Below are 22,317 nucleotides of genomic sequence, written 5' to 3'. Positions count from 1 at the left end.
AATTTTTTTCTCTCTTTCTCTCTTTAAGCAAGCTCTCTCCCCAATGGCTTTGCAAAGGGGAGGGAGCTTATTTTCAATCAATTAGTTCTTATCGAACTTGCGTTTTTTGCGAGCTAAGTCGGAAGGCTCGATAGCCAACTGCTGGCCTCCGGAAAGTGCGGCTACACCCTCTTTATGCTTACCGGCTCGACAGTCCTCACAATCACACTCCTCATGATAATTCTCCGGTTCCGTATAGGTCGTGATAACACCTTCATAGTTGCGAAGAACCACATGTCGTGGGGACTGAGATACAACATAGTTCGGCATTACAGGTATCTTACCACCACCCCCCGGAGCGTCTACCACAAAGGTGGGGACAGCATAGCCCGAGGTGTGTCCACGCAGGTTCTCGATAATCTCGATGCCTTTGGATACCGGTGTGCGGAAATGACCTATACCAAGCGAGAGATCGCATACATAGATATAGTAAGGACGCACACGCATCTTTACAAGCAAATGCACCAATCTCTTCATCACATGCGTACAATCATTGATTCCACGCAATAAAACCGTTTGGTTACCCAACGGAATACCTGCATTGGCCATTCTTTCACAGGCCTCTACAGCTTCTTCCGTAATCTCATTCGGGTGGTTGAAGTGGGTGTTCAGCCACACGGGATGATACTTTTTGAGCATATCCACCAATTGAGGCGTTATGCGCTGAGGAAGGACTACCGGCGTACGGCTTCCTATACGAACGATCTCCACATGAGGTATTTCGCGCAGACGCTTCAATATGTATTCCAAGCGATCGTCACTGACAAGGAGGGCATCGCCTCCCGAGAGCAAAACATCGCGGACTGTCGGTGTATTGGCTATATAGTCAATGCATCGATCGATACGCTCAGAAGGAGAAGAAGCATCTTTCTGTCCTGCGAAGCGACGGCGAGTACAATGACGACAGTACATCGAGCATTTGTCCGTGATAAGGAACAATACACGATCCGGATAACGATGAGTCAGTCCGGGTACGGGCGAATCTTCATCTTCACTAAGTGGGTCTACCTGATCTTCAGGAGCACGTACCAATTCCTGATGAGTAGGAATAGCTTGTTTACGAATCGGACAATTAGGATTCTCGGGGTCTATCAAACTCAAATAATAAGGTGTGATAGCCATTCGGAGCACTTTGAGCGATTCTTTTACTCCCTCTTCTTCTTCAGCGGTGAGTGTAACGTACTTTTTCAGCTGGTCGAGCGTCTCAATTCGATTGAGGACCTGCCAATGCCAGTCGTTCCATTGCTCATCGGTGACATCAGGGAAATAATACTTTCTACGACTTTCTGCCATGGTTATTGTGAGCTTTGGCTGATTATCTAAAAAAGAATACTACGGAGACAATGATTCCGAACCGGCTTATCATCTCTCCGTAGCAGCTTATTTCTTACGAATTAAGCGTACAATTCTGTGAAAACTTTACGCAAAGCCTCACATTCCCGAAGCTCCTGCAGTGTGATTTCGGCATGACCCTTAGTATAGCCATTACCAACGATCATAGTCACGTCACTGCCTACGCCCTCAGCCCCCAAAGCGGCTTTGGTGAAGCTTGTAGCCATAGAGAAGAAATAGACGATACCATCATTCTTCGTACAGAGGATGCTCGTCATTTCCGTATCGGTGATGTTTACGTTGTTGATCGTAACATCACACATCTCTCCGTTCGTAAGCTTTTCGATCTCTTCCATTACGGGTACCGGCTTCGTTGCATCGGCAGAGAATACATGATCACAGAAACCGAGAGCTTTCAAGCGATCCGTACTCTTCTGTGAGTGGCAAAGACCGATTACCTTACCGGTTACACCGGCACGTTTCTTGGCTTCGTAGCAGCAGAGCATACCGCTCTTGCCACCTGCGCCGATAATAAGTACCGTATCTCCCGGCTTCACCAATTTGGCTGTCTGAGCAGGAGCACCTGCCACATCAAGAGCCGACAGAGCCAACTTTTCAGGCAAATCGTTAGGAATCTTCGCATAGATACCGCTTTCGAAGAGAATAGCCTTTCCTTCGATGTCCACTTGATCTACATCCGGACGAATTTCCTTGATTTTGTCGATGCGGAGCGGCGTTAGAGAAAGCGACACGAGCGTGGCAATCTTATCGCCTACCTTCAAGTCGATTTTGTCTTTGAGAGCATCACCGATCTTTTCAACTACACCGAGAAGCATCCCGCCTGAGCCTGTTACAGGGTTGCGATGTTTACCTTGTTTGGCTACAATGCCAAGCATGATTTCGGCGATTTTGGCCTTATCTCCACCGGCCTGTTCATGGATCTGCGTGAAACTTGCAGAGTCTATATTCAAAGTCTTAACATCGATGAGAATCTCATTGTCGTAGATTTCATCCATGTTGTTGTCCACTTTTTCAGCGGGCTGAGGTAGAACGCCCTGAGGGGCTAATACACGGTGTGTGCCGTATTTGTTTCCTTTCTTTTGCATTGTCGAAACGTATTGAGTGAATTTTGTGAGTTTTAGAGCCTTTATTTGCTAAGCCCCAATATCCGACGGGCTTCTGCCGGAGTGGCTATCTCACGACCCATTTCCTTGGCCATACGTACCACTTTTTCTACCAATTCTCCATTAGAGCGAGCTAAAACTCCTTTGGATATATATACATTGTCTTCGAAACCTACACGCACATGTCCTCCATCAATGATAGCCAGTGCTGCGAGGGGAAATTCATAGCGTCCCACACCTGCTACAGTATATGTGGCATCTGCGGGGATACTTTCGCGAAGGAAAACGAAATCACGCATTTCTCCGCTGATACCGCCATTTACACCCATTACGAAGTCGAAGTGCATAGGGGATTGGATATAACCTTTGCGGTGAAGACGAAGAGCCATGTCGATCATACTCTTGTCGAAGACTTCGAGTTCGGGTTTGATACCACGCTCGATCATTTTCTCCCCGAAATATTTGATCGTGTTTTCCGTATTGGTGAACACTTCATCACCACCGAAGTTAAGGGTGCCACAATCCAAAGTGGCCATTTCGGGAGAAAGCTCTGTCGGTTGCAGACGTTCATCATTCGTCATGCCCACAGCACCTCCCGTCGAAGGCTGGATGATTACATCGGGACATACTGCCTTGATGGCATCCATGACTTCTTTGAAGCGATTTTTATCTTGAGTAGGGGTACCATCATCGTATCTCACATGGAGATGAATGATGCTGGCACCTGCATCATAGGCCGATTTGGCTTCACGTACACACTCTTCTACCGTATAGGGAACGGCCGGATTATGCTCTTTCAGAACCTCTGCACCGCAGATGGCTGCCGTAATGATCAATTTTTCCATAACTACAGTCGGTATAATGGTTTTACTTATTTGTTGCGCTGGCAATTAGCCGGTACCACACAAGTGCCGGTAGCACGGCAAACAACAATAGGTTCGTCAAGCACATCGGCTGCCGACTCCGAAATATCCGTACGAGGACGAATCACCTTACGAGCTTCGAATTTCATCTTTCGACTGGTATTTCCCACATGAGTGATTTCGCCTACAGCCTCTATATAGTCTCCGGCAAATACCGGAGCCAAAAATTCCACATTGTCATAAGCACAGAAGAGGCCTTCATCACCGTCTTGCATGATAAGGAGTTCTGTGGCAACGTCTCCGAAGAGTTGGAGCATGCGAGCCCCATCTACTAAGTTACCTCCGTAATGAGCATCATGTGCACTCATCCGAAGACGGATCATTGATGTCTTTGTCATAGTCGTATTGGAGTTATTGTGAGTAGTTGATTGGTCTGTGAGCAGAGATTACTGCTTATTGAAGGATATAATCCACGAATATGCCACTGGTGTGGATTTGTTCCATGGGGATCTGTCCGGTAGGGCGGATTTCTTCGATTTCTGCTACTACACAGTCTGCTGCCATAGCCATCAGCGGCTGGAAGTTCTGTGTTGTACCTTTATAGATGAGATTCCCGAATTCATCGCCAACGCTTCCTTTAATAAAGGCAAAGTCAGCACGGATAGGTTTTTCGAGCAAAAAAACCTCGCCATCAATCTCGATCTTCTGTTTGCCTTCTTCGATTACAGTCCCAAGCCCTGTAGGAGTCAATACTCCTCCCAAGCCGGCTCCTCCTGCTCGTACTCTCTCTGCAAGAGTGCCCTGAGGACTAAATTCGATTATCAACTCGCCTGTATTCATTTGATCACCGGTCATGGGGTTCGTACCGATGTGAGAAGCTATCAACTTCTTCACCTGATGGTTTGCAATGAGCCGACCACAACCACGATCCGGATAGGACGTGTCGTTGGCAATAAGGGTGAGATCCTTGACACCGCTCTTTACTAGTTCGTCGATAATCCTTTCGGGGGTACCATTCGCTAAAAAGCCACCCACCATGATAGTCATACCGTCCTTAAACAAGACGGACAACTTTTCAGCCGAAATCGCTTTATTCATGGTTTTTTCTGTTTTTTATTTTGTTGAGAATTCTATTTCCTTCTCTTTTCGTGACAAATCTGTATGTATCAACTTATTTCGGTTGATATAATTGCGCACCAAAGATAGTGCCAATTTGGGAGTTGCAAAAATAACAGTAGAGCCGAGGCTTATGGCTAAGCATTAGTCGGGGATTAGCTGTTTCATAAAGAGTTCATTCAAAGGATAAGCATACATACAAGTAAACATAATACAGATTATCGTTTTTTATTGATTGCCTTGCACGCCTTCTAATTATGTTCAATTACGAGTGAGCCGATCAGCTCTTTTACATCACTGATTCCATGCCTTCGGAGATAATCCTCTATGCCATCGACTATATGAGAAGCTGCAGCAGGATCTACGAAGTTGTAGCAGCCCACCTGCACAGCCGTGGCTCCGGCCAATAAAAACTCGATGGCATCAGCCGCAGATGCGATCCCTCCCATACCGATTATAGGCACTTGTACCACCTTGGCGGTTTGCCATACCATACGTAGAGCAATGGGCTTGATACATGGCCCGGAAAGGCCTCCTGTAATGGTCGAAAGGATGGGACGGCGTTTTTCCGCATCAATAGCCATACCAAGAAACGTATTGACCATCGAAATGGCATCGGCACCCTCAGCCTCTACCGCACGAGCTATCTCTGTGATGTCAGTCACATTGGGAGAAAGTTTTACGATCAATGTCTTGTCATAAGCCCGGCGCACAGCTTTAACGACGGACGCCGCCCCCTCGCAGGTAACGCCATAAGCCATACCTCCCTGCTTGACATTGGGACAAGATATATTCAATTCTATAGCCCGGATATGCTCCAGCTCATTTATTATTCGGGAAGTCTCTGCATAATCGTCCAAGGTGGAGCCACTTACATTGACGATCATCTCCGTCCGATAATCCTTGATAACCGGATATATATGCTCTACAAAGTAGTGAACACCCTTATTTTGCAAGCCCACGGCATTCAGCATCCCCGATGGAGTCTCGGCCATGCGTGGATACGCATTCCCTTCCCGATGATGGAGCGTGGTTCCTTTGACAACTATGGCACCTAACCGGTCTATATCGATAAAATCTTTGTATTCGGTACCATAGCCATAGGTGCCACTGGCAGTCATTACGGGATTTTTAATAGTTAATCCCCTACCGATTTCTACTTCTGTTCGAACCATTGTAATCTATCTGTATTGAAGACCGGTCCTTCCGTACAGACGCAAAGATTGCCTTCTTTTGTATTTTCCACACAACACAAACATGCCCCGATACCACAAGCCATCGTATTTTCCAGAGAGACTTCGCAAGGGATATTTCGTTGGCGTGCCAGGGATGCCACCGCCACCATCATGGCTTTCGGGCCACACACATATATATGAGAAAAATCAGCATCCCGAAGGGTCGGGTGGCTCGTGACAAAGCCCTTCACCCCCAACGAACCGTCCTCTGTGGTGCAATGCAGGTTGGCAAAGCGGGAAAATCTGTCCTGCATAACGATCAGATCGGCAGAACGCGCACCAAGCAGAACATCCGGCACGATCCCCATCTCTCTGATACAACGGGCCAAATAGAGCATAGGAGCCGTGCCTACACCGCCACCCACGAGAAGAGGACGGTACTCTCCATCCGGCTGATCGTTAAGCGTAAAGCCCTGTCCAAGCGGATATAAAAGATCCAACGAATCGGATACTTGCAATAAAGCTAAAGCATGTGTGCCCTTGCCTGCTTTTTGAACCAGAAGCAATAGTTCCTGCCGTTCGTAATCGACATCACAAACAGAGATAGGCCGACGCAAAAAAGCCCCTTGGGCATCAGTCAGTACCTGAACAAACTGTCCGGGCTTTATTTCCGGCAGAGATAATCGGGCTTCATTATGCTCCGGTACAAGTGTAAGAAGGAAATAGCTGTCGTTTAGCTTCGTATTGGCTGCTACACGCAGTTTATGGTTGTATTTCATCGAGAAACCGAGTTGCAGTATTCGAGTGCAAAATTACGAAAAAAGAGAGGCTTACTCTTTGTTTGAGCGAAACTCTTGATAGCTGCCATCCGAATAGAAAACCGTAATTCTCTCGATTTGCTTCGCAGGCATTTGAACGATCTTGATTTCCGGCTCCGGTCTGCCCGATGAGCTCTGTATGCCGGAATTATCTTTAGTCCTTGTATGCAACTCCTGCTCCGGCATGGAAGAATAAGAGAAAAGATCATTCTCAAAAGGCATTTTATCCGATTGTTGAGGCCCTTTGCCAAAGATAATCCACTCCGCACTCCATTCATCGAATCCCTGCACGATCTTGTTGATCATGTCCAAGGTCACTTTATTTCTGCCGGAGGTAATGTGCGTCAGAGCGGAACGGGAAATTCCGGCTTGATCAGCGAAAGCAGAAGGAGTCATTCCCAACTGCTCCATCATGGAAAGAATACGCATCTTAATTGCATCTGCATCGATCATAATACTGTCTTTTTGTCACCTTTTTGAGCAAATCATATCCACAGAAGCAAATTTACAAATTCGAATTTACATCCACAAACGGGACAACAGCAATGTACAACCCAAACTAATTACAAATGTATCACACATTTGTGCGATTACACTTGGATTGTCAATAAGCTTGGAGTTATCAACATCTACCATCAGTTTAGATTTATCCTATAATATATTGGTTATAAGTAATATAATATATCACATTAGAACTTATAAGGCCATTACGAATCAACAACGCCACTCCCCCACTCTATTTCGATACAAATACTTCATATAATATAATATAATAACCTGATAACTATTGTATTATACATTTAATATAAAGGTGTATAAAGCTGTATTGCTCGGTTTGTTTTCAAGTGTAAATCGCTGCAATACACATGTATATTAAGATCGGTTCAATTTGATTACATCCTGACCGAGTCAAGATTGTAAACTGAAAACGAGTTTCGAAGTGTAATTTATCCCCATTTGTGACTGCACAAATGTAACGCAATAAAGATGGATCCTCTAAACTGACAAAATGGCGGTATCAACAAATTAAGTGGCTTAAAAAACATGGCTCAGAAGGCTTCTAAAAATTTTCGATGACCTCTCACTACCTCAATAGCCTTGAAGGGGATATTCGGCCTAAAAAGGGCAAAATATGGCACCGATGATAAAAAAGAGAAATCCAAGTAGCCGAATAGCCTGTTCTCGACTCTGATGATAAATAAAGAAACTACCTTCTCCTTAGCGTAACACTTGCACTAAAAACACGCGCCAAAAAAGTTTTCAACAACCAAGATGAGTTTGGAATGATTCCAAATAAGAGGTTAATAAGAAGCGGATTTTGAAGGCCAAAAGGTGTGGAGGTGGACTTTTTCGGATCGAAACAGGGCTTTTGAGAGATAGGATAACGATCTATATACAAACCGTTTTCGATAAATATATAGATCATTTTCGATTTGTATATAAATCGTTTTCAATTTATATATAGATCGAAACTCATTTCTATATAAATCGAAGGCCGAAAAAGGCCTTTTCACTGGGCTATAAAACAGAGGCACCCACATGATTCGTAGCCGAACCGTGTGGGTGCCTTATATTTTGGACGGTATCTATTCTTTATTCCGCCTCATTCCATAGCTGCATATCTCATTCAATCCGGTATATGACACAGGTATAAACAAAAGATATGGCCATAGTTAGTCATAGTCCTTGGATGGAGGACAGGTTGGGAGTCGGAGTGCAGGATTATTCTCATAGGTCGTTTACTAATATAGTTTGATACAAGCGGCATTGCAGCTCTCAGCAGGCTGCTGTAACCGTAGGCAAAAGTACGCATTTATCCGACACCGATGCTTGTTCTCCTGAAACGAAAAAGCTCAATTCAGATCGGCCATATCTATCTTCCAGGTAGAATCGGGAAAAATCAGATAGGATTCTGCTCCTGCCTTTCGGAGTTCTTCCCGGGCCTTTTTCATTTCTTCGCGGTATTGTTTGCGAGCTTTCTCCATCTCTTGGCGGAACTTTTCCCGCTCCTTGCGCCATTCTTGATTTTGCTTTTTCTGAGCCTTGAGATACTCTTGGTAGTATTTCTCCTTTTGCTTGCGATATTTTCGCATAGCCTCCGAGTTGTCAGGCTTCAAAACGTTCCACTCCTTGCGGAAATAACGCGAACGGCCATTGGGATAAATCATTTGATTGAGCTGCTCTCGCGTGAATGTCCCTTCCATGACGAGCGCACGTATTTCCTCCGTGTCCTCCGTGTACAGGACAAGTGTCCGGAACGTATTCTTCTTGCTCTTCTCGGCATAGAGACCGATTCGCTCGCTGCCATCCTGTACAGACATCAGCTCCTCATAGTCCTTACGGCTTCCACTCATAATCGGTGAAAAGGTCCTGCGAATCAGAGCCGCGGACGAAGAGCGATTCATATCGGTCGAAAAAATGTACATCCCATCCAGCAACGACATATTGATGCTAATATCCGTCTTCCGTTTCAGGTACTTCGAAGCCATTTTGAGCATCGACTTGGAGAGATAGACGGATTCGATGCCGTTATCTTTCCTGAGTTCTTCCACTTTTATACGCTGGGCATTGGCTATCGGGGACAGCATGCATACAGCCACGATCAGGGCTACGATCATTTTTGCTTTCATCTCTATTCTCCTTTTTTATTCTATTGTGTTTCTATCATATTCCTCTTCGGACATAGCTGTCTCCGTGTACAAGGCTTCCTCTTCCCATCCGAGCATCTCCACAAACTCCCCTTCCGCATCAGCTCCGCGATCGAGACAATACTCCAATAGCTCCATGGCGTAGGCCGTTTCGCGAACGGCTTCGTCCCGATCGAGAGCGATCCCGTTCCTGTTGGACGAAAGCTGCCACACCGTATTCAGCTCCACTGCCACACCTATGGCCAGTGCCAAAGCCACACAGGCTACAGCCCCGTAGCGTACCCACCGAAGCGATAACCGCCTTGAAGGATGCCGGACACGATCCTCCCAACTCGCTATCTTTTCCAAGAGAGCCTTATCCGAATCATCCTCCATGGCCGTCTCACGCTCAGGAAGACCGATCAAAGCTCGCAAAAGCTGCAAGTCCGAATCGTAGGGAGCCGGATCGGGCAATCCTTCCAGCAAGCAATACAGCTCTAATTCCTCTTCCGGAGAAGTGGTACCGGCATAAAAACTTTCCAGTAGCCGGTCGATTTTATTTCTCTCTTCACGCGTCATCTTTCATCACCTCCTTGGCTTCTCTACGCAGTCTGCACAGTATCACCCTCACATTGCCCTCCGTCTGTCCCAATCGCTCGGCAATCTCGCCATTCGAAAGCCGCCGGAAGTGGCTCATGGCAAAGACCGTCCGATGCAATTCGGACACACTTCTCAACCACTGCCGTAGCCTCCCGATTTGCTCCGAGAGCAGTAGATCGGCCTCACCACCGTGAGCCTCGGACACTTCCTGCACCTCGGCAGCCTCCAAGGAAGTCGGATAAGGGCTGTTGCTTGCCTTTCGGATCAGGCTCAGGCAGTAGTTCCGAGCTATTCGGATGGCATACGCCCTCGGATTGTCCAGTCCGTCCAGCCGCATTCGTGCTTCCCACAAACGCAGATAGACCTCTTGGGTGGCATCCTCAGCCTCCTCCTCGTCGCGCAAAAACGCGTGGCAAACAGCCCGAATGGAGGGGCGAATCGGAAGAAAAATCTCCTTGAAAGCGATAGTATTCACGTCGTACTCAGTCCGTTCTCTTGTGTAAAGGCAGGCATCCGCAGGAATGCCCTTGTATATATGAAGATGCAAAAAGCACTCATTTGTTACAAACGGAAGGAAAAACTTCTGCCGCCACCGAGTCTAATCGGAAGGAAAGTTATCACAATCGGAAGACCGCCAGACGATGATAGCCCAACCTACACCTAAAATAACAGCCTGCAATTTGACCTATAGACCTCTCTTTCAAGGTGATGGATAAGAAGGTTGCCAAGTGTACTGCTATTCAGGAGCGAGTTCTGCAACCCTTGCGAGCATACCATCAAGTGATGCAGGTGCGTGCCGAAGATAGTGAACGTACCGTCTTTGCTCTTGAGCAACTCGCTCTCTCAGAGGATAAGCAACTCGAAGTTACCCTCTACGAAAGAAACGGAGGACGTATGCTCTCTTTCTACCTCGAGCAGGAAGACCTCTTAATGACTAAGAAGATTGACAACCTCAAACTCAAATGGTAAATCCTATGAAGAAGTTTTGTTTACTCATCGCTTGTGCCCTCTGTGGACTCATCTCCGCAGAGGTACAACGATTCATCCCGAAACAAAAAGGCATTGAGGTCACGGCATCCGTACCACTTATCAAGGGCGAAAGGCTCTTTACAAATGGTCAATTTGGGGTGAGCGTTTCGCTCACCAAGTATCTCAAGCGAGAGAACTATGCCTTCCTTTCGGCAGACTACGAAGAGCAGAGCTTGCCTTATCGCTCGTATCAAGTGCCGATGCGTGATATGCTCTTACAAGTGGGTTATATGCAACCTATCCTCTCAGACAGAGGGAAGAATATCTTTACCTACCTCGGCATCTCTACCCTTGGTGGCTATGAAGAGCTAAATGAAGAGAAGACGCTTCTGCCCGATGGGGCAACACTCCTTGACCGCTCTCGCTTCGTCAAAGGTTTTGGGAAATGTAGCCTCTATCGGCAATGAGTTTGCCAAAAAGATTCTTGGTGAATGTTCCGTCTTTCAGAGGTTCTCTGTCATCACAATTGCCCGGTGTGATTTGATAGTTGATGACTTCACCCTTGTCGTTGATAACAATATGTAACGTCAGTTTGACGTATTAGTAACAGACAAGAGCGTTTACAATAAGGACTGAATCCTTGTCTTATCATTATTGCAGATCAAAAAGACAATAGACATGAGCGAGAATACACTTTCCCTCGGACACGAATAAGAAAATAAAACCCCGAAAGTTGTACAAAAACTTTCGGGGCTATCTACGCTTTAGTTATTCTTGTTATCTCTATCAGAGAAAAACATTCGGATCCATCTACAACATCTCATGGGATGTGTACAATCGGATCTGATCTTTCGATGCGTTTCCGACACACATCAAGCGGGCTTACTCTCCGAATAAAGAACGCAATTCACGAGGCAAATAGAAAGTATTGGTCTTGTCTACATAGACTACTACGGAAGACAGATCAACAGCTTTCTTATTGAAAATAACTGTATTGGAGAAAGGTGCTACCAGTAAGCGACGGCTGCCTTTTTTCACTTCAAGAACAGGTAGTTCCCCTTCCTTCTCTCCGCCTTTGATACTGTAGCTCATACCTTGGAACACCTCCGTATGGGGAGCAAATATCTTATCAGTAAGGACGGGCAATTGGCCTCCTAAATCAAACAGACGGCATAGGTAGTCATTCAGTTCATAGTTTATGACCATTCCCATCGGACGTGTATCCTGGGGATGATATGCTGCCAGTAGCACTTCTTCGCCGGTATGTCCACGAGTGGTGAAACCGATAGAAGTATGTTCAGTGTAAAGCGATGCGATAAAAGTACTGAGCGAACCGCTGTAGAGCGACTCCGTAGTCAGTTTTCGCTGTTCTTCGGGTATAGGGCTATGGATGTAGTCAGGACAGTTGTAAAGAGCTTCCAGCTCTTGGGCATTCAGCTCGAAACCACAAACCTCCTTCACCAGACTCTGGACCTTGTCCACAGGAGTATTCATCAAGCGGTCTGCAAGTCCGTCGGCTGTCATACGGAAACGACAGAGCTGATCGAAAAGATCTTTTGCCGTACGCTTATCATAGTCTTTGACACTTTGTTTGCCTATACTTACGCCACTATTGCCATGATCCGACACGATGATAACGGCTGTTTCACCATCTCGACGTGCAAAGTCGAATGCTGCAGCACAAGCGCGATCGAAAGCAAGGTATTCGGTAGCGATCCCCACAGGATCGTTGGCATGTGCAGCCCAATCCACTTTACTACCCTCCACCATAAGGAAAAAGCCTTCTTCAGATTTGTTCAGCTTGTCGATAGCCAAACGAGTCATTTCTTCCAATGAAGGGATTTTGGCCGTATCCCGATCCAAATCGTAGGGCATCTCACGCTCTCCGAATAAAGCCCACATCCTATCACCTTGGAAACTTCGCATGCCTTTTATATCATCCAAGAAGAGTCCATAGCCACGGCTATTGAGCACGGATTGTAGCTCCGGATGGAGGAAACGCGTTCCACCTCCGAGCACGACATCCAGGTTTTGGTGTACCATCTGCGCTGCAATCCAATCGTATTTCTTACGAGAATAAGAATGCGCAGAGCAATCGGCAGGAGTAGCATGAGGGAAGTGACAAGTTACCACAAGACCCGTTTTCTTTCCCTTCATAATTTTAGCTGCCTCCAGAAAAGTAGCCAAGGGCGAATAAGCACGAGCCTTATCCACCGGAATCAGATCAGCATCACCCGAACTGACAGGATAAGTCGATACAAAACCCGTATTAGATGGCATACCCGTCATATAGCACGAAGTAGTAGGAGCAGAGTCTCCAATAGGAGCATCGGACGAATAGGTCAGCACAGTGCCGCATATATACGGATCAATAGCCAAGTGCTGGCGTTCGGGATTCAGGTATCGCTGATACCAACGAGCCAGAGAAACTGCTGAGAGAGAAGTACCATCGGGAATCATCAGAATGACGTTCCGAACAGTCTTGACTTCTCGTGGCTGACCGGCATATAGAGCCGGAGAGAGTACGATAATAAAAAGAAGAATCGTACTAAGAGTTTGTTTGATTCGTTTCATTGTTTGTTAATCTGTTAAATGATTGATCTAATGTTCTATTATTTCACGACAGCTGATAGATCTATCAGCTCTTCAGAACAAATCGTTAGTTTCTCTACGCCGGATTCCGTAACCAGAAAACTATTCTCATTACCTACGGCCCCAATACCGGGAAGAACGAATTTGGGTTCGAACGCTATTACCATCCCCGGCGTTAGCACCTCTTTGCTACGAGCCATTAGCACAGGCATTTCATTGATCTGTAGACCTATGCCATGTCCCACAAATTTAGCTTGTTGCTTCGTCCCCATGAATTTATCGGAAGCTCCCGCCGCTTCCACCATCTCCACAGAGCGATTGTATAGATCGGCACACGACATCCCGGGTTCGGCACTCTCCATTACCTTCGCCTGAATTTCCCGACTAAGGTCATGCAATCGCAGGGCTTCGTCCGATACTTTTCCGATAGCGTAGCTGCGAGTCATATCGGATATATATGCGGAATAGTTACCGGCCATATCCACCATAACGCACATACCTTCCTCCATGGGCGATCCGTTTGCGCCCAACGGCAAAGCATCTGTGCCACCTCCACCCATCGCGAAATCATAAGGAGACGGCGACTCGGCATTATCTCCTACGATCACATTGCCCATATAGATTTCCATTGCAGAACCATATGTTCTGAATATACCTTCGGAACCATAACAACGCATCAAATGTTCGATTGCGATCTGAAACTCTTTATCGGTCATACCCGGCTTATAAAGAGAGGGAATACGTGTATAAACTTCACCATGCACGGCTGCAGTCCGACGAAACAGTTCTATTTCACCCGGTGTCTTGATCATTCGTAAACGGCGCAACAAAGCCGTAGCATTACCGTATTCGGCATCCGGAAAGATACTGCGTTGGCGCTTGATATCGCTATAGGAAGATTCATCGTTTTCAAGCATGATACGTCGAGGCAAAACGCCTCCTCTATGCTGAATTAACGCGGGAATGTCTTCGAGTTTACGTATGGGACAAATATTTCCCTCCTCAATTACTTGTGGACGACGAACGAAAAAGATCGGTTCTCCCTCTGCCGGCAAATAGGCTGCTCCTCCATATATGGATCCGGAGAGATAAAGCAAATTGACATTACTTGTCACCAGCAAAGCATCATATCCTTCTTCTTCCATTGCTATACGTACGCGCTCTTGGCGTATTCGGAGATCTGCCTTCAAGGCTGCAGACGCTAATTTGATCATAATATTTTGAGATTATTTTGATTAACGGAACAAAAGTACTGAAAAGCATATTCGCAAGTCATGAATAATCGCGATTTGTCAGTACAGAAAACCATCTTATCCGATTTAGAGGTCTAAAGCCAGTTAGGTACTTATCCCAATCTTTCGGTACAGAAAACCATCTTATCCGATTTAGAGAGCCTTGCCGATTCCCCGATTTGCTTCTTCTACTTGTGAAAATACTGATATTGGGATTTGACTGACATGGACTTCATTGGCAACATTGAGTCGTATCCATTCGGGCAATAAACAGCAATGCAAATCATAAAAACGAATGATTTCGCTACACCGGAGGCTCGAGAACGTGCGACTTCGATCTATCGCAGCCTCAGCAATACGCTCCAAAAATGCCGTAACTGCGGTCTGTATTTCCTGAAACAGGTGGCGCGAGAATTTTTTCGTTGTGGCGCGTAAATTTTTTGCTTGCCGCACCAAAATCAAAAAGTTTGCGCGCCACGTTTTGGGGAGTAGCAAACGGGAAAATTTTCGCGCGTAAACCGATCGGTCATTAGGATTCCACTCCGTTTTGACCCTGCCATATCAAGAATCCGGTATCCTGAATCATCGCTCCTCGCGAGGTGTCCGGATCGGATCCCGAAATTGTCCATAAGCTCTCTTTGACCTGCTGCGCTCGGATCGAACTCACGTTGAGAACGGTTATCCGAAAATATACGAGCTGTTTTTTTACGTTCAAGATTTGCGAGAATATCCCTACCTTTACACGTAAAGAAAATAGAAAGCAAATTTTGATGACTACTTCCCTCTTCAACAACGATGATCTGAACCAACTGGAATCTAAAGGCATCACACCGGAAGAAGCAATGCGTCAGGTGGAAGCCCTCAGATATGGATTCCCGTATCCTAATATCATTGGACCTGCTTCATTAGAGAATGGAATCATGCGTTTGGATGAGGATGACAAATCCGCCTATCTACTGGAATGGGACAGATATTTGAATAGTCCGAACTGCAACGTTGTCAAGTTTGTACCGGCATCCGGTGCCGCTTCGCGCATGTTCAAGGATTTGTACAACTTCCTCGATGCCGATTACAATGAGCCGACTACGGATGCAGAGAAAGCATTCTTTGCACACCTTACTCGATTTGCGTTCTATGACTCCCTTAACGAGACATGCCTGCGCAATGCTTGGCGCACTGTACCCAAGCTCATAGCTTCCAAAGAATACAAGACTGTGGTGGAGAATCTGCTCTATCCCAAAGGGCTTAACTATGGCAATCTCCCGAAAGGTTTGCTCCTCTTTCACCACTATGGAAAAGAAGCCAGAACTCCCACCGAAGAGCATTTGGCCGAAGGAGCACTCTATGAGCGCAGCGGCACAAGACAGGTCAAGGTACATTTTACCGTTTCGCCCGAGCACATCGAAGAATTCAAAAACAACATAGATAAACGCCAGCGTTTTTTGGAGGACGAATACTGTATCCGCTACGAAGTTTCGTTCAGTGTACAAGATTCATCTACCGATACATTGGCACTAACTCCGGAGGGCGAGCTATTCCGCCTCGAAAACGGAGAGCTTCTTTTCCGCCCGGGTGGCCACGGAGCACTCATTCGTAATCTTCAGGAGACAAATGCTGACATCGTTTTCATCAAGAATATCGACAATGTAGTCCCCGACTTTCTCAAGTGCGACACCATTATATATAAGAAGCTCATCGCCGGCGTGTTGGTAAAGGCCAGAGAGCATATATTCAACTATCTCCAACTACTGGAAAGGCCCAAGGTCGTTCATGCCCAACTGATGGAGATCGTCGATTTCCTTCGGGACAATTTCTGCATCGAAATCTCGAATATAGACCTGATGGAGGACAAAGACCTCTTGGAACTGCTTCGTCGCAAATTAGACCGTCCGATACGTGTCTGCGGTATGGTGCGCAATCAGGGTGAACCCGGTGGGGGGCCTTTTATCATTCGCGAAGCAGACGGCAGTTCTTCTTTGCAGATACTGGAAAGTACTCAGATCGACATGTCCGATCCCCAAAAGAGAGCTATGTTCGAACAAGGCTCCTACTTCAATCCTGTGGATTTGGTTTGCTCTTTGCGCAACTACAAAGGGGAACCGTTCAACCTCGAATCGTTCGTTAATCCCAAAACGGCCTTCATATCCGAAAAGAGCAAAGACGGGCGTAAGCTGCTCGCCCTTGAACGACCGGGGCTGTGGAACGGGGCCATGGACGACTGGAATACGATATTCATAGAAGTACCTATCAGTACATTTGCTCCGGTCAAGACGGTCAATGACCTCTTGCGGCCTGAGCACCAACCCTGTCAGAACTAAAATAATCAACCCATAATAAACAATTCCCCAAAAACCTTTTAAACAACAATGACAAACGATATTTTGCAGCGTCTCGCGTCTTTGCGCAAAGTCATGAGTCATGAGCATATCGATGCTTATATCATCCCGAGTTCGGATGCCCACCTAAGTGAATATACTCCCGAGCACTGGAAAGGTCGCCGTTGGATTTCCGGTTTCACCGGATCGGCCGGTACTGTAGTGGTCACAGCAGATAAGGCCGGCCTATGGACGGACGGACGCTACTTCCTACAAGCAGGCCAACAGCTCGAAGGTACCTCTATCGACCTCTACAAGGAAGGTATCCCCGGAACTCCCTCCATCGAACAGTTTCTTGCCGCCGAGCTGAAAGCCGGCCAAACAGTGGGTATAGATGGACGTTGCTTTCCGGCAGGTGCTGCCTTTGCAACCGAATCAGCTTTGGATATATACGGCATCAAATTAAGGACCGATAAGGATCTTTTCGATGAAGCATGGCAAGATCGTCCCGAAATCCCTCGAGGAGAGCTTTTCGTGCAGCCCGTGAAGTATGCAGGAGAAAGCGTGAAAGACAAGATCGCACGTGTCAATAAAGAACTGGCTGCACAAGGTGCCAATGCCACGATTATCACCATGTTGGACGAATTGGCTTGGATATTCAATCTTCGTGGTAGAGATGTGGAGTGCAACCCCGTAGGAGTTGCTTTCGGTTATGTATCGGCTCGAGAATCTGTCCTCTTTGCTTTCTCGGAGAAGATTACGAAGGAAGTTCGCTCAGCCATGGAAGAAGGCGGAGTCAAGATTATGCCCTACGAAGCCATATATGAATATATCCCTGCACTGCCTGCCGGAGAAAGGCTGCTTATCGACAAGAAACGCATTACTCGCGCACTTTACGACCTTATTCCTGCTGCTTGTCGCAAAATAGACGGCGTCAGCACAATTACTGCATTGAAAGCCATCAAGAACGAGCAAGAGCTTTCCGGAGTTCGTGCCGCTATGGTACGTGATGGCGTTGCCCTTACCCGATTCTTTATGTGGTTGGAGCAGGAGTGGGAAGCCGGTCGCAACCATGACGAAGTGGTATTGGGCGAAAAGCTCACAGCATTCCGTGCTGCTCAGCCCCTCTATTTCGGAGATAGTTTCGATACGATATGCGGCTATCAGGATCATGGTGCTATCATTCATTACCGCGCCACACCCGAATCTGCCCACGTGGTCAAACGAGAAGGAGTACTCCTCCTCGATAGCGGAGCACAGTATCAAGACGGCACTACAGACATCACACGTACAGTCGCTCTGAGCACACCATCGTCCGAACTCAAACGGGATTATACCCTTGTAATGAAAGGGCATATCGCTATTGCCACGGCACAGTATCTGGAGGGTACGCGCGGTAGTCAGATCGATGTACTGGCACGCAAAGCCCTTTGGGACAATGGAATGAACTATGCTCATGGCACGGGACATGGTGTGGGTTGTTTCCTCAACGTCCATGAAGGGCCGCAGAACATTCGCATGGATGAGAATCCTACCGAAATGAAAATCGGAATGATTACGAGCAATGAACCGGGGCTTTATCGTTCAGGTAAATACGGTATCCGAATCGAAAACCTCGTAGTGACCAAGTTGAACGTAGAGACAGAATTCGGCCGATTCTTCGGATTCGAAACGCTGACGGCTTTCTACTTCGACAACGAACTCATCGAAAAGAGCTTACTCACGGCAGATGAATTGAAGTGGTACAATGACTACCAGCAGTGGGTGTACAACACACTCGCTCCCGAACTGACAGCCGAGGAAAGTGCATGGCTCAAAGAAAAAACCCGTACTATCTAACCACAAAAAATGGCATTAATACAGAGTGTTAGGGGCTTTACCCCTATTATCGGCGAGGATACATTCCTCGCCGATAATGCCACTATTGTAGGCGATGTGGTCATGGGCAAAGGCTGTAGTGTATGGTTCAATGCCGTATTGCGAGGCGATGTCAATTCCATTCGGATCGGTGACAATGTCAATATCCAGGATGGCTCCGTCCTGCATACGCTCTATCAAAAATCCACTATCGAAATCGGTAACAACGTATCTGTCGGGCACAATGTAGTCATCCACGGAGCCAAGATATGCGACTATGCCCTTATCGGCATGGGTGCCGTAGTGCTGGATCATGTGGTCGTAGGAGAAGGAGCCATCATTGCTGCCGGTTCGGTAGTGCTTACGGGAACGCAGATTGAGCCGAACAGCATTTATGCCGGTGCTCCTGCACGTTTTGTCAAGAAAGTCGACCCCGAGCAGAGCCGTGAAATGAATTTCCGCATTGCTCACAACTACCGCATGTATGCCTCATGGTTCAAAGACGAATCACCTGAAAAAGATACTCCTTAGTTTTTGATTGTCTATAATGAAATTTTTGAAAAGCCTCTTTGGCACTGACTCTAAAAAGGAAAAAGCAACTGTATCTTCCGATACGGATGTGAATGAACCGACTGTGGTAAATATCGAAAATAGCCACCACGCCGAGGAGCCGGAGCATGCCGTACGCCAAGCCGACACGCTCAAGTTCGATGCCATCAGAGCCATGAATATGGGAGAACTGGTCTTTGCTACGGAAGCCTTGCGTAAGGCTTTGGAGCTACGCCCCGAGTTTGAGACCCGTTATTACCTGACGGAAGTATTAGTTCGGCGTCATCTGCTGAACGAAGCATTGGCTCAGATGGACTCACTCCTTGAGGAGGTACCCTCACATACGGCGACCTTGCTGAACCGTGCGAAGCTGAGACTCGAACAAAACAATCCATCGGGTGCTCTCGAAGACTGTCGCGCCGGCATTGAATCCACATCCGAGGTCGAAGAGCAGGCTCTCTTCCTCTACTATGGAGCCTGTGCCATGAAAGACATGCAGAACCCTCAAGATGCCCTTTGCCTGCTCAAACAAGCTATCGAAAAAAACGAATCCTTTCTTCAGGCCAGATTGCTTCGGGCACGTATGCTCATAGATTTGGAGCGTTACGACGAAGCTTCACAAGATCTGGATCTGGTAGCAGCATTAGATGCCGAAGAAGAACAAGTGCCCATGCTTCGTGCCCGTATTTTTATGCTCGAAGGGAAGCCACAAAATGCCATGCAGGCATATGAGGAATTGCTGAGTTTGGATCCCTTCAACGAAGAGGGTCACCGTGGTATTGCTTCGCTCATGATCAAAGATGGCCGATCAGCCGAAGCCGAGAAGTTCCTGCGCGAAGCCATCGAAGAAATGCCGGAGCAGCGCAATCTGACACTGATGCTCGTTGAGATACTGGAGAATCAGGGACAGACAAAAGAAGCGGACGAATGGCGTGCCAAGCTGCCGGAAGTCGAGGCAGAAAGCGAAGCGGTTAATTTCAATGACCTGTACAAGGGCAACCTCTATTAGTAGCCGGCGGATAAACACCTAACCTTGATGGCAAAGAAGTGGTATGTGGTATGGGCAGGGCATACACCCGGTGTCTATGATAACTGGGATGAATGCCGAGCACAAACGGAAGGATTCAATAAAGCTCGCTACAAGAGCTTCACTACCGAAAGTGATGCTTTAAGGGCCTATGAAGACGGGGCAGAAGAGTTCTACCGCAAAGCCTATGGATCCACCGGGACGCACGGTGCCGATAAGTATCCCGATACAGATACTGTAGCACAATCGGGGCCTATCTGGGAGAGCCTTTCCGTGGATGCAGCCTGTAGTGGCAATCCCGGCCCGATGGAGTATCGAGGAGTACTGACAGCATCCAAAGCCGAAGTATTTCGCGTAGGCCCACTGGAAGGAGGCACGAATAATATCGGAGAATTTCTGGCCATTGTTCACGCCTTGGCTCTTTTGGAGAAAATGAAGAGACCTCACTACCCTATCTATTCGGATAGCATGACGGCTATCGGCTGGGTTCGAAAGAAAAAATGTAAAACTCTTCTTGCTCGCACAGATAAGAATGCAGCGGTCTTCGACCTCATAGAGCGTGCAGAGCATTGGCTCTCTACCCACCGGATTACCAACCCTATATATAAATGGAATACCGTCGACTGGATGGAGATACCGGCCGACTTCGGACGGAAATAAAGCATCCGCGCCTCTTGCTCTTCAACCCCGGCCATGAAATGGTGCCGGAGGTTATAGGGAAGAAACCCTACGTACCGCCTCCCGTAGTACGAACGATGATGCGCGATTTGGGACTCCTGCCGGCTTGGCTGACGAAGAGCAGGCAGGACCTTGTATTCTGTCCTGAGGAAACCCTCCCTGTCCCCCAGACGCATCCGCTCAAACCCGAAGCCCGGCTACTGCAAATCACCGACACGGCCCACCTCTCGAATGATTATACCTTGGATATGTGGGGACAGTCACCCGTCTGGTTGGCCGCTCTTCAGCATCGCTATCCTTGGCTCACCACCATCTCATCCCCACCCTATCCACATGAGCTGTATGAACGCAGTCACCGTCGTGAAGCTGCACGCTGCCTCGAAGCGATCGGACACAGCGAAATAGCTGCCCATTGGTTTACATCCATCGATGATTTTCTGAAGGAAAGGTATCGTTACTTTCCTCCTGACTCAGCTCTATTGGCCAAATTACCTTCCAGCTCATCCGGACGGGGACTGATCTGGCTGAGTCCCTCCCCTACCGACAATGAAATCGACCTGCTGGCCAAGGCCCTCCTCCGCGCTGGCTCATTCAGCGTGGAGCCGGTATTGGATGTCCGTCAGGACTGGGCAGCCGAGTTTTATTCGGATGGAAAAGGCGAGCTTTACTTCGTTGGATGGTCTCGTTTCGACACCAACAAGCGAGGAGCCTATCAGGGCAATCGGCTCGCCACGCAAACCGATTTGACTACCGAACTGACCGAAGCGGTCGGAGCACAAGCACATGAAGAGGCTGTTGCATCTGTGAAAGATTATCTACGGGAACGCTTCGCCTCATTGTACACCGGCTATATCGGAGTAGACATGGCCGTATATGCCGAGAGAGACAGCCTGTTTCTGCACCCCTGTATCGAGATCAATGTACGATACACAATGGGGGTGGCAGCTATCCTGCTTTACGGCCTCTGGATAGAGAAAGGTCGAAGAGGTGTATTCGAAGTTAAGAGTTTTCGGACCGAAGGCGAAGCACACGAATGGGATTCAACGATGCAGCGCAGCTATCCCCCCCTTATCGTGGATGGCAGACTTCGTGCCGGCTACCTTCCCCTCACCATTACCGACCGGTCCAGCCGGTTCCTTGCCTATCTTCTGATCACAGCAAACAAATAATAACTTTACCCAAGCGGTGATCCAGTCAATATACAACTCGTACAAATTCAACGAATTACATTGCTCTTTCTTACTTCAAATACTAGTTTTTTCCATCGAGTGTGCTACACATCAGAATGTTCTCATTAGACAATATATGCCAAGGGGTTACTTTTTTGATCAATTTACATCCAAACAATCAAGAAAATTGAACTCAGATTGGTCATTAGAGAATAGCGTATGGAATCGAGGCTCT

At 47.3% G+C, this 22,317-nt stretch carries 21 protein-coding genes and 3 pseudogenes; 9 read left to right on the top strand and 15 right to left on the bottom strand.

Annotated features, from left to right (window positions below):
• Positions 1–81 precede the first annotated feature (81 nt).
• The 11 genes from ablA to HQ50_RS04260 form a co-directional block, all read right to left on the bottom strand.
• Positions 82–1,332 (bottom strand): lysine 2,3-aminomutase, encoded by a 1,251-nt coding sequence (ablA, locus tag HQ50_RS04310; protein ID WP_018964630.1) that lies wholly within the window; start codon positions 1,330–1,332, stop codon positions 82–84.
• 101 nt (positions 1,333–1,433) lie between these two features.
• The gene (locus tag HQ50_RS04305) at positions 1,434–2,477 is read right to left on the bottom strand and encodes a zinc-binding dehydrogenase (protein WP_004584457.1); all 1,044 of its coding nucleotides are present in this window, start codon (positions 2,475–2,477) and stop codon (positions 1,434–1,436) included.
• Positions 2,478–2,518: 41 nt separating this feature from the next.
• Positions 2,519–3,340 (bottom strand): 3-keto-5-aminohexanoate cleavage protein, encoded by an 822-nt coding sequence (locus tag HQ50_RS04300; RefSeq protein WP_039417867.1) that lies wholly within the window; start codon positions 3,338–3,340, stop codon positions 2,519–2,521.
• Positions 3,341–3,366: 26 nt separating this feature from the next.
• Entirely contained in the window at positions 3,367–3,756 is a 390-nt protein-coding gene (locus HQ50_RS04295) for a hotdog fold domain-containing protein (RefSeq protein WP_010956200.1), read from the bottom strand.
• A gap of 55 nt (positions 3,757–3,811) precedes the next feature.
• The gene (locus tag HQ50_RS04290) at positions 3,812–4,456 is read right to left on the bottom strand and encodes a CoA transferase subunit A (protein WP_039428480.1); all 645 of its coding nucleotides are present in this window, start codon (positions 4,454–4,456) and stop codon (positions 3,812–3,814) included.
• A 269-nt stretch (positions 4,457–4,725) separates the two neighbouring features.
• Positions 4,726–5,649, bottom strand: a complete 924-nt coding sequence (locus tag HQ50_RS04285; RefSeq protein WP_039425162.1) for a dihydroorotate dehydrogenase — start codon at positions 5,647–5,649, stop codon at positions 4,726–4,728.
• Positions 5,631–6,428, bottom strand: coding sequence for a dihydroorotate dehydrogenase electron transfer subunit (locus HQ50_RS04280; protein ID WP_039428478.1), 798 nt, complete (start codon positions 6,426–6,428; stop codon positions 5,631–5,633). The genes HQ50_RS04285 and HQ50_RS04280 overlap by 19 nt, the downstream gene beginning before the upstream one ends.
• Before the next feature lie 51 nt (positions 6,429–6,479).
• A complete protein-coding gene (locus HQ50_RS04275; protein WP_018964636.1) occupies positions 6,480–6,920 on the bottom strand; it encodes a helix-turn-helix transcriptional regulator in 441 nt (146 codons plus the stop codon).
• A 1,400-nt stretch (positions 6,921–8,320) separates the two neighbouring features.
• A complete protein-coding gene (locus tag HQ50_RS04270; RefSeq protein ID WP_039421912.1) occupies positions 8,321–9,097 on the bottom strand; it encodes a DUF4252 domain-containing protein in 777 nt (258 codons plus the stop codon).
• Positions 9,098–9,112: 15 nt separating this feature from the next.
• Positions 9,113–9,673, bottom strand: a complete 561-nt coding sequence (locus tag HQ50_RS04265) for a hypothetical protein (protein WP_039428476.1) — start codon at positions 9,671–9,673, stop codon at positions 9,113–9,115.
• The gene (locus HQ50_RS04260) at positions 9,663–10,241 is read right to left on the bottom strand and encodes an RNA polymerase sigma factor (protein WP_235314688.1); all 579 of its coding nucleotides are present in this window, start codon (positions 10,239–10,241) and stop codon (positions 9,663–9,665) included. Before HQ50_RS04260 ends, HQ50_RS04265 begins: the two co-directional genes overlap by 11 nt.
• A 146-nt stretch (positions 10,242–10,387) precedes the next feature.
• Between HQ50_RS04260 and HQ50_RS04255 the strand changes: the two are divergent.
• Both HQ50_RS04255 and HQ50_RS04250 read left to right on the top strand, forming a co-directional pair.
• Positions 10,388–10,663: pseudogene (locus HQ50_RS04255) on the top strand (DUF4138 domain-containing protein); the annotation flags it as partial.
• A 5-nt stretch (positions 10,664–10,668) separates the two neighbouring features.
• Positions 10,669–11,100, top strand: a pseudogene (locus tag HQ50_RS04250) (conjugal transfer protein TraO); the annotation flags it as partial.
• On the opposite strand, the pseudogene HQ50_RS10655 reads toward HQ50_RS04250, so the two are convergent.
• From HQ50_RS10655 to HQ50_RS12090, 4 genes and pseudogenes are all read right to left on the bottom strand, one after another.
• Positions 11,096–11,248 (bottom strand): annotated as a pseudogene (locus HQ50_RS10655) (transposase); the annotation flags it as partial. The pseudogenes HQ50_RS04250 and HQ50_RS10655 sit on opposite strands and share 5 nt — an antisense overlap.
• 297 nt (positions 11,249–11,545) lie before the next feature.
• The gene (locus HQ50_RS04245; RefSeq protein ID WP_080939679.1) at positions 11,546–13,237 is read right to left on the bottom strand and encodes an alkaline phosphatase; all 1,692 of its coding nucleotides are present in this window, start codon (positions 13,235–13,237) and stop codon (positions 11,546–11,548) included.
• Between the two features lie 38 nt (positions 13,238–13,275).
• Positions 13,276–14,469, bottom strand: coding sequence for a Xaa-Pro peptidase family protein (locus HQ50_RS04240; protein ID WP_039428471.1), 1,194 nt, complete (start codon positions 14,467–14,469; stop codon positions 13,276–13,278).
• 171 nt (positions 14,470–14,640) lie between these two features.
• Positions 14,641–14,940 carry a DUF1661 domain-containing protein gene (locus tag HQ50_RS12090; protein WP_235314693.1) on the bottom strand — a complete coding sequence of 100 codons (300 nt, stop codon included), beginning with the start codon at positions 14,938–14,940 and terminating at the stop codon, positions 14,641–14,643.
• On the opposite strand from HQ50_RS12090, the gene HQ50_RS12085 reads away from it, so the two are divergent.
• The 7 genes from HQ50_RS12085 to HQ50_RS04205 all read left to right on the top strand — a co-directional run bounded on the left by HQ50_RS12085 (position 14,912) and on the right by HQ50_RS04205 (position 22,082).
• Entirely contained in the window at positions 14,912–15,004 is a 93-nt protein-coding gene (locus tag HQ50_RS12085) for a DUF1661 domain-containing protein (protein WP_230623878.1), read from the top strand. The two genes, HQ50_RS12090 and HQ50_RS12085, sit on opposite strands and share 29 nt — an antisense overlap.
• 253 nt (positions 15,005–15,257) lie before the next feature.
• Entirely contained in the window at positions 15,258–16,805 is a 1,548-nt protein-coding gene (locus HQ50_RS04230) for a DUF4301 family protein (RefSeq protein ID WP_039428469.1), read from the top strand.
• Positions 16,806–16,853: 48 nt separating this feature from the next.
• Entirely contained in the window at positions 16,854–18,641 is a 1,788-nt protein-coding gene (locus HQ50_RS04225; RefSeq protein ID WP_039417858.1) for an aminopeptidase P family protein, read from the top strand.
• Between the two features lie 9 nt (positions 18,642–18,650).
• Positions 18,651–19,190, top strand: a complete 540-nt coding sequence (locus HQ50_RS04220; protein ID WP_039417857.1) for a gamma carbonic anhydrase family protein — start codon at positions 18,651–18,653, stop codon at positions 19,188–19,190.
• Between the two features lie 16 nt (positions 19,191–19,206).
• Positions 19,207–20,217: a tetratricopeptide repeat protein gene (locus HQ50_RS04215; RefSeq protein ID WP_235317928.1), complete on the top strand. Its 1,011-nt coding sequence runs from the start codon at positions 19,207–19,209 to the stop codon at positions 20,215–20,217.
• 27 nt (positions 20,218–20,244) lie between these two features.
• The gene (locus HQ50_RS04210) at positions 20,245–20,895 is read left to right on the top strand and encodes a viroplasmin family protein (protein WP_039428466.1); all 651 of its coding nucleotides are present in this window, start codon (positions 20,245–20,247) and stop codon (positions 20,893–20,895) included.
• Entirely contained in the window at positions 20,844–22,082 is a 1,239-nt protein-coding gene (locus tag HQ50_RS04205; protein ID WP_235317927.1) for a hypothetical protein, read from the top strand. Before HQ50_RS04210 ends, HQ50_RS04205 begins: the two co-directional genes overlap by 52 nt.
• Positions 22,083–22,317 lie beyond the last annotated feature (235 nt).

It is taken from the genome of Porphyromonas sp. COT-052 OH4946 (assembly GCF_000765965.1).
Classification (GTDB): domain Bacteria; phylum Bacteroidota; class Bacteroidia; order Bacteroidales; family Porphyromonadaceae; genus Porphyromonas; species Porphyromonas gulae.
Note: the sequence above shows the minus strand (reverse complement) of the source record. Positions and strands in the feature narration are given on the sequence as shown.

Coding starts and splice junctions, on each gene's coding strand:
- ablA (WP_018964630.1), bottom strand. CDS start 1,332: ATGGCAGAAAGTCGTAGAAAGTATTATTTCCCTGATGTCACCGATGAG.
- HQ50_RS04305 (WP_004584457.1), bottom strand. CDS start 2,477: ATGCAAAAGAAAGGAAACAAATACGGCACACACCGTGTATTAGCCCCT.
- HQ50_RS04300 (WP_039417867.1), bottom strand. CDS start 3,340: ATGGAAAAATTGATCATTACGGCAGCCATCTGCGGTGCAGAGGTTCTG.
- HQ50_RS04295 (WP_010956200.1), bottom strand. CDS start 3,756: ATGACAAAGACATCAATGATCCGTCTTCGGATGAGTGCACATGATGCT.
- HQ50_RS04290 (WP_039428480.1), bottom strand. CDS start 4,456: ATGAATAAAGCGATTTCGGCTGAAAAGTTGTCCGTCTTGTTTAAGGAC.
- HQ50_RS04285 (WP_039425162.1), bottom strand. CDS start 5,649: ATGGTTCGAACAGAAGTAGAAATCGGTAGGGGATTAACTATTAAAAAT.
- HQ50_RS04280 (WP_039428478.1), bottom strand. CDS start 6,428: ATGAAATACAACCATAAACTGCGTGTAGCAGCCAATACGAAGCTAAAC.
- HQ50_RS04275 (WP_018964636.1), bottom strand. CDS start 6,920: ATGATCGATGCAGATGCAATTAAGATGCGTATTCTTTCCATGATGGAG.
- HQ50_RS04270 (WP_039421912.1), bottom strand. CDS start 9,097: ATGAAAGCAAAAATGATCGTAGCCCTGATCGTGGCTGTATGCATGCTG.
- HQ50_RS04265 (WP_039428476.1), bottom strand. CDS start 9,673: ATGACGCGTGAAGAGAGAAATAAAATCGACCGGCTACTGGAAAGTTTT.
- HQ50_RS04245 (WP_080939679.1), bottom strand. CDS start 13,237: ATGAAACGAATCAAACAAACTCTTAGTACGATTCTTCTTTTTATTATC.
- HQ50_RS04240 (WP_039428471.1), bottom strand. CDS start 14,469: ATGATCAAATTAGCGTCTGCAGCCTTGAAGGCAGATCTCCGAATACGC.
- HQ50_RS04230 (WP_039428469.1), top strand. CDS start 15,258: ATGACTACTTCCCTCTTCAACAACGATGATCTGAACCAACTGGAATCT.
- HQ50_RS04225 (WP_039417858.1), top strand. CDS start 16,854: ATGACAAACGATATTTTGCAGCGTCTCGCGTCTTTGCGCAAAGTCATG.
- HQ50_RS04220 (WP_039417857.1), top strand. CDS start 18,651: ATGGCATTAATACAGAGTGTTAGGGGCTTTACCCCTATTATCGGCGAG.
- HQ50_RS04215 (WP_235317928.1), top strand. CDS start 19,207: ATGAAATTTTTGAAAAGCCTCTTTGGCACTGACTCTAAAAAGGAAAAA.
- HQ50_RS04210 (WP_039428466.1), top strand. CDS start 20,245: ATGGCAAAGAAGTGGTATGTGGTATGGGCAGGGCATACACCCGGTGTC.
- HQ50_RS04205 (WP_235317927.1), top strand. CDS start 20,844: ATGGAATACCGTCGACTGGATGGAGATACCGGCCGACTTCGGACGGAA.